The organism is Armatimonadota bacterium (assembly GCA_023511795.1).
In the GTDB taxonomy this organism is placed as follows: Bacteria; Armatimonadota; UBA5829; order DTJY01; family DTJY01; genus JAIMAU01.
In genome coordinates this window covers 36,943-43,380 of the sequence record JAIMAU010000015.1, presented here as the reverse complement: position 1 = coordinate 43,380, position 6,438 = coordinate 36,943, and the positions used below count along the sequence as shown (strand labels likewise).

The window sequence follows — 6,438 nt, the reverse complement described above, 5'->3', positions numbered from 1 at the left end:
CAAGAAAACCGGATTTCAAGCGAAACCCGGTTTTTTTTATTTTTGAGTTCATCCCAGCAATCGTTTAGGTTATGCATTATGGGGTAATATAAAGTAAACACCGACCAACTAATTAAAATAGGAGGAGAAATAGAAATGCCGGAGTTCATAAATCCATTTACAGGAATGACATACCGTAAAATGACAGATAGTGAGCTTGTAAGAGCAATAATGCTAGACATAGCGGCTGAACTCGAAGCCGTTCACATCTACACTGCCCATATGGATGCAACTGACAATCAAGATGCTAAGAAAGTTTTGTATGATGTTGCTCTTGAGGAGCTCGTTCACATGGGCGAGTTTACCAAACTCCTATATAATCTGGACCCGATAGCCGCAGAGAAGGCAAAGGAAGGCATGGCAGAGGTAGAAGCTTTGCTTGCTGCCAGGGAGAAAGAAGAATAGCCCTGATTAAATTTGAAGATTATAAATCACAAGTTCCAAAAATGCAGACTTATTAACAGAACTTTTATTCACCATGTTCCAGTGTAATTGCAAGGACCTTTACGCTCTCTAGCTTTGGAAGGTGAATGGCTATCAGTTCTTTCGATGGATCAAGTGGCAAGGCATAATGATTTAAATAACACTTTTCGCCGGGTCTGTCTCCATCCAGTGAATGCTTGTGAAGAGCAATTATAGCAGGTTTTTCGTCATGTTTTGGTCTTTTGTTCCATGCTGAGAAAAATAATCTCTTGCTAATGCTTCCTCCTGCATACTCAAAGCTAAATATTCCCTCTGCATCCTGCGATGACGCTGCCAAAAGATGGAGCGCTAAATATCTGCCTTGTTTTACTTTAATTCTCTGCCCTTTACAAGTAACAGCATTTTTCAACGTATCAACTTTTGGAGGATATTTGAATGAAACCTGATGTTTCGATTCTTCATTTGGTTTGGCTACAACCGTGAAATATTCCGACGGCCAAAGGCCATATGCCGGTGAAACTGGAGTTGCATCAGGAGGTAACACTTCCGCTGGGAAAGTTGAACCATTGCCGTCAAAATCTCCATCACTTCGGTTGGTATCAAAGCTAACAACATCAGCATCAAACATCTTATCAAGATTTAGAATTTCTAATTTGCCCTTTTTAACTGAAACCGGTACAACAAGGATGTCGTTGCCTCTTATTGCGGGAATAGTGGACAACCAAAGCTTGCCATCGATTACAAAATCCCAAACAACCAAGTAATTACCATCATATAGTGGAGGGGTAATAGTTACTTGCAAAGTAATCTTATCCGCTGGCTTTAGCTCCGCATTTAAAGGAGCCACCTTGCTTTCCCAAATTGCTTCCACACCGTCAAGGTAATACCAGCGATAACCAATCGAAACTTGACCGGCAGGATAAAAATTGGGACCGACATTTTCAACCGTTAAACTTACTTTTGTAGGCTTTCCAGCTGTCATTTCCCTTGGAGTAGTGCTTTCGACAAAACGCAATCCGTAATCAGAGTCAAGGTATACCAATTGCGAAGCACACCCAAGCCCAGGAGAACCTAGCCGATTCTGCTCCTCGAAAACGTCCCATTTTAAGACTAGCTCCGAAGGTCCGCCCGGCGAACTAAGCGCAGGCGTTTCAACGGATGTCATTACTTCTACGGTTCTGCCTGGTTCGACATCTGACATGAGATTTGCCGCAGATTCGATTGTCAACATGGGTTGAGACTCATCTGCGGGATTAAACCATCTATATCCAATATTGCAAGTACCTGCTCTCCATGTATTTGGTCCATCATTTCGAAGCTTTAAAAAGACAGAATATTTACTGCCTGCCTTGGCCAGGGTTGGCATTGTTGAACTCACAACAGTAAATCCTAGGGCAGGGGACGTTCCCACCTTGACAGGAACGCATAGAGGTGTGTCGCCCGCAGCTGAAAACCAAGTATCGCGCAGACCCGTCATCTCCCACCTAAGCTCATAATCGCCCTCAGGTAATGGTTTACCATCTTGATCTACAGCTCGTATTCCCACTGTCTTTTCTAACGTCTGGCCTGCGAGAACTGTTACTTGAATTGGCAGCCGCGCACCTGTATCCGCAAAAAGTCTTCCGTCCTTATACCACCTGCAAGCGATAAAAAACCCTTGTCCAGCATACCACGGCTTTGTCCCCGCATTTCGAACAGTCACGTTTATTTGATAGAGAGCACCCGGCAGCATAACAGATGGGGTATTATGCTTTATAAACTTCGCATCATACGCACGCATGCCGTTAAATCGAAGCATATTTATTCGGGTGAGACCAACGTATTTTACGCCATATTGTCGGCTAGGACATACTTCGCTCCCTTCATGGAAGCCATTCCAGCTATCAACAACAACCCAATTGGGCTGTTTTGCAATCAATGTATCCCAATCTTTTCGATAAGCCAATCCGTCCATCCGAGAGCGAATTTTAGGGTTTTCGTTATTAATAGCAGAATCATCGTAGCCTGGACCAATGCATGCAATATCAATCCACCCAGTATCATCATATTTAAGACCCAAACCTGCGGAGGGTGCCCAGTATCCATCGGCAGCTTCGAAATTGGGTTTTAGGCTGTTGGTCGCTATCCATATAAGCCTAGTTCCACCAAAATCTTCACCAAAACGCTTGTTACAATATTCGATTGCATTGGTGTCTAAGTCAGTATTAGATAAGGCTTGACCAAAGAAAACAATATTAGCAAGGCAGGACCCTTTTTCTGGTGGTAGTTGAACCGTTGCTCGAAACTCTTCGGGGACGCGGAGAAAGAAATCCTTGATTTTACCATATAATACTTCTTGAGCATTGGGGTTTATTTTACCAGCGTTTTGCTTATCAACTATTGGTACATTTAGTAGGGGTGCGACAAGCGGATAATCTCGATTTTCGGCTTTAAGTTCCTTCAGAGCTTGAACAAGAAATAGGATGCTGCGCTCCTCGGAGCCTTCATATATTGGAAGTATTATGTCTATTCCCGCTCGTCTAACCTCTGAGCATTGTTCTTTATGCCATTGTACCCGATAACCAGAGAACCATGGCCCAACACCATAAAGCGGCTGGTCGGTTAATTGCATTGCCTCACCATTTTCTGTTGTGGTGCTTCTTTGGAAATCGCACTGGAAGTTACAATAATAAGGTGCAAACGAAAGCCTCTCGATAAGGTATTTTTGCTTTGGTGGCAAAAGAGTGGGCTCAGGTTTTATCATCTGGAAACTCATGTTAGGATTCCATTCTCCTGGGCTTAAGTTTCCATCAATCAATGGCGGTCGAGTAACCACTTTTCTGCAGACGACAGCGCCGTCTTGGATAGCAATCACCGTGGGTACATCTACCAGCTTGATGGTTCCCCAATTTGCCGGAATTTGCACATCCTCTTCTGTCTTGACATTGGGCGAAAAGCTCACAAAACCAGCGTTCTCACCCCGCATTCGACAGATAATATTAAAGCCCATAATTTGCCCGGCCTTTGGGGGGCCACCCATCTCTCTCCAAGGCATGGCAAGTTCGATGACATACCCTATGTCTTTGTCCTCAGGCTTATTAATTGTACCTTGTACCTTTTTTGCATACTTAAATGTATATATGGTCTTTGGCTTTGGTATGCCAGACTCGCCGACTATGAAACTAGAACCTCCGCCCGCACTTACAGACATTTGAAATGTATTCGCAGATCTGTTGGGTGCTCGGTTGGCGTCAGTTTCTAGAAATACTTCGATTGCATCGTCTTCCCAGGGATTGGACATGTGAGTGGTGTTAGTCGCTTCGATGTCTGGGTCCTGTATTTCAGCCGCTACGTAAAAGAAGGCGTTATCCCATGCTGTGTAACATGTTACACGGTCTGCTGCTCTTAAGGAAACCCCAGCAGCAAATACTAATGATAATGTTAATGAAAGCAATATCAACTGTCGAGTATTCAGCATTTATGCCAATCCCTTCTGCACATGGAAACTTGATATTACCAAAAGCAGCATTTAGAAGAAAACTTGTTGGTTATTATAGATTGCCAGCAAGTCTTTTAACAAACCGCTCCATTCGTTCAAGAGCCTGCTGAATATTTGAAAGGCTTGTCGCATAGGAACAACGAACGTAACCTTCGCCACATGCTCCAAAAGTATTACCAGGAACAACTACAACTTTTTCCTCCCGAAGCAATCGTTCGGCTAACTCCTCCGAACTTAGGCCTGTACTTTGAATCGAAGGGAAAACATAAAATGCACCCTTTGGTTCGAAACATTTCAATCCTATCTTATTCAGGCCTTCAACTATTAGCCGCCGCCGTCGATCATATTGCTGTATCATATCCTTTGTGTCCGTCTCCCCATTCTTTAGCGCTTCTATGGCGGCCATCTGAGCGGTAATTGGCGCACACATCATTACATACTGGTGAATCTTCATCATTGCTTCAATAATTTCCGGAGTACCAGCAGCGTATCCAATTCGCCAGCCTGTCATTGCATATGCTTTCGACCACCCATTTAGTAAAATTGTGCGCTCGTATGCTCCTCTTAAAGTTGGAATGCAAGTATGCTCAACGCCGTAAACCAGTTTGTCGTAGATTTCATCGGATATAACCCAAAGATCATATCTATTCGCCAAATCGATTATTTCTTGAAGCGCTTCTCTAGACATCACAGCGCCTGTTGGGTTGTTTGGGTAACTAATAAATATTGCCTTAGTCTTTTCCGTTATTGCTTCCTCAATCTGTTTAGGAGTTGGAGCAAACCCCAATTCCGCACTTGTTGGAATTGCAACTGGCTTGCCATTCGCAAAGATTACGCAAGGTTTGTATGCTACAAAGCACGGCTCAGGGATAATAACTTCGTCGCCTTGGTTAAGAATAGCGCGAAGGGCTAAATCAATCGCCTCGCTGACGCCCACAGTAATGAGAATTTGATTTTGTGGATTATATGTCAGTCCATAACATCTTTGGAGATTTAGCGCAACTAATTCTCTGAGTTCAATAAGGCCATAATTCGAAGTGTACGTAGTGTAGCCTTTCTCCAAAGCATAAATGCACGCTTCTCTGATGCGCCAAGGCGTTACGAAATCGGGCTCACCAACACCCAACGAAATGACATCATCCATTTGAGAGACGATGTCAAAAAACTTTCGAATGCCCGAAGCAGGAACCGCAGCCATTTTTGCAGAGATATCTGGCATATCTTAAATTTACCTTTCAATCAGGGAGTAACCGCTAAGCGATGATCTTCTTCAGGCGGTGCGAAGATGTCACCATCTTCCTTGTATTTCTTCAAAAGAAAATGCGTGCTTGTTGATTGCACTCGGTCTATCGTGGCAAGTTTTTCGGCTACAAAGAAGGCGACTTCCTTCATGTGGTGGCCACCAACTACGACGCGTAGGTCGTGAGTTCCCGAAACCAAATAAACCGAATGAACCTCAGGGAAACGATATATTCGCTCAGCAATGTCGTCAAACCCTACTCCTCGCTCAGGCGAAACCTTCACATCAATGAAGGCATAAACTCGCTCCTCACCAACTTTTTCCCAATCAATTACTGTCTTATACCGGCGAATTATGCCCTCCCTCTCGCACCTTTCGATTATCTGCCTAACTTCTTCAACCGATTTGCCAGTCATTGTGGCAATTTCCTCGGCTCCAAGGCGGGCATCCTGCTCAAGGATTTTGAGTATTTCTTTCATTAGAAGGTCCTTTCCAAAATGCAGCAAATGAATTTAGTAACTAAAATTGCTTAATTCGCAAAGATTCATCAATTACAGCTAAAGAGATTTACGCTTCGCCATTTTTAATTAGTTAATGGGGATCTGTTGCCTAATTTAGCATCCAAGTACCCCCTTTGTCAACTTAAACAAGCGATGGTTTAGGAGGCTTTATCTTTGTTCCAACAACTTTGCCGTATCTTTCTTCAAGCTCTTGGAAATTTTGCCTTAGAAATTCAGTCATCTCTCTGGCTTCAGCATTGGAAATATACTCTGCAATTAACGGCTGTAAAAGCTCATTATATTTCTTTCGCGAATGCCCATGTGCATAATTTCTTCCAGGGAAACGACGCAAGTCGCCATTGAACTGCGGGCTTATATGGTAGAGCTCGTGGAATATGGTTGTCAGCTTTTCTTCAAACAACAGATTAAGGAAGCGGGGCAGCGCAAAATAAATAATGTAAAGTATTTCCTTCCCGCCATGGCGAACCTCTGGCATAATGTAGGTTCGTCCTCTCCGTTTTATCATGCGCTCGCCATCCTTGAATCTCAAAGGTTGAACAGATGCATACACTCCATGTATGCCGGGGGAGCGCGTTTGTAAAGTCGCAACAATTATACGTTCCGAATCTAAATGGCTGAATTCAGGACACACTTTAGAAATGTGTCTTATCAGCTGTTCCATAGCTTCTGTAAAGTTGAACGATTTATGTTGCTTTTCTTTCATGTAAGTCTTTCATAGTCACAGCATAATGCCCTAA

Annotated in this window: 5 protein-coding genes; 1 reads left to right on the top strand and 4 read right to left on the bottom strand. The window is 43.5% G+C overall.

Annotated elements, in window-relative coordinates; all coding sequences use genetic code 11:
- Positions 1-135 precede the first annotated feature (135 nt).
- The gene (locus K6T99_10885) at positions 136-444 is read left to right on the top strand and encodes a rubrerythrin (protein ID MCL6520327.1); all 309 of its coding nucleotides are present in this window, start codon (positions 136-138) and stop codon (positions 442-444) included.
- 64 nt (positions 445-508) lie between these two features.
- Here K6T99_10885 and K6T99_10880 read toward each other — a convergent pair whose 3' ends face one another.
- From K6T99_10880 to K6T99_10865, 4 genes are all read right to left on the bottom strand, one after another.
- On the bottom strand, positions 509-3,919 hold the full coding sequence (locus K6T99_10880) for a hypothetical protein (protein MCL6520326.1): 3,411 nt from the start codon (positions 3,917-3,919) through the stop codon (positions 509-511).
- A gap of 73 nt (positions 3,920-3,992) precedes the next feature.
- Positions 3,993-5,159 carry an aminotransferase class I/II-fold pyridoxal phosphate-dependent enzyme gene (locus K6T99_10875; GenBank protein MCL6520325.1) on the bottom strand — a complete coding sequence of 389 codons (1,167 nt, stop codon included), beginning with the start codon at positions 5,157-5,159 and terminating at the stop codon, positions 3,993-3,995.
- A gap of 20 nt (positions 5,160-5,179) precedes the next feature.
- A complete protein-coding gene (locus tag K6T99_10870; GenBank protein ID MCL6520324.1) occupies positions 5,180-5,659 on the bottom strand; it encodes an Lrp/AsnC family transcriptional regulator in 480 nt (159 codons plus the stop codon).
- Positions 5,660-5,822: 163 nt separating this feature from the next.
- Complete coding sequence (locus K6T99_10865; protein ID MCL6520323.1) at positions 5,823-6,362, bottom strand: hypothetical protein; 540 nt, start codon at positions 6,360-6,362, stop codon at positions 5,823-5,825.
- Positions 6,363-6,438 lie beyond the last annotated feature (76 nt).

Excerpts from the sequence above, each read along its gene's own strand:
- K6T99_10885 (MCL6520327.1), top strand. The coding sequence starts at position 136 with ATGCCGGAGTTCATAAATCCATTTACAGGAATGACATACCGTAAAATG.
- K6T99_10880 (MCL6520326.1), bottom strand. The coding sequence starts at position 3,919 with ATGCTGAATACTCGACAGTTGATATTGCTTTCATTAACATTATCATTA.
- K6T99_10875 (MCL6520325.1), bottom strand. The coding sequence starts at position 5,159 with ATGCCAGATATCTCTGCAAAAATGGCTGCGGTTCCTGCTTCGGGCATT.
- K6T99_10870 (MCL6520324.1), bottom strand. The coding sequence starts at position 5,659 with ATGAAAGAAATACTCAAAATCCTTGAGCAGGATGCCCGCCTTGGAGCC.
- K6T99_10865 (MCL6520323.1), bottom strand. The coding sequence starts at position 6,362 with ATGGAACAGCTGATAAGACACATTTCTAAAGTGTGTCCTGAATTCAGC.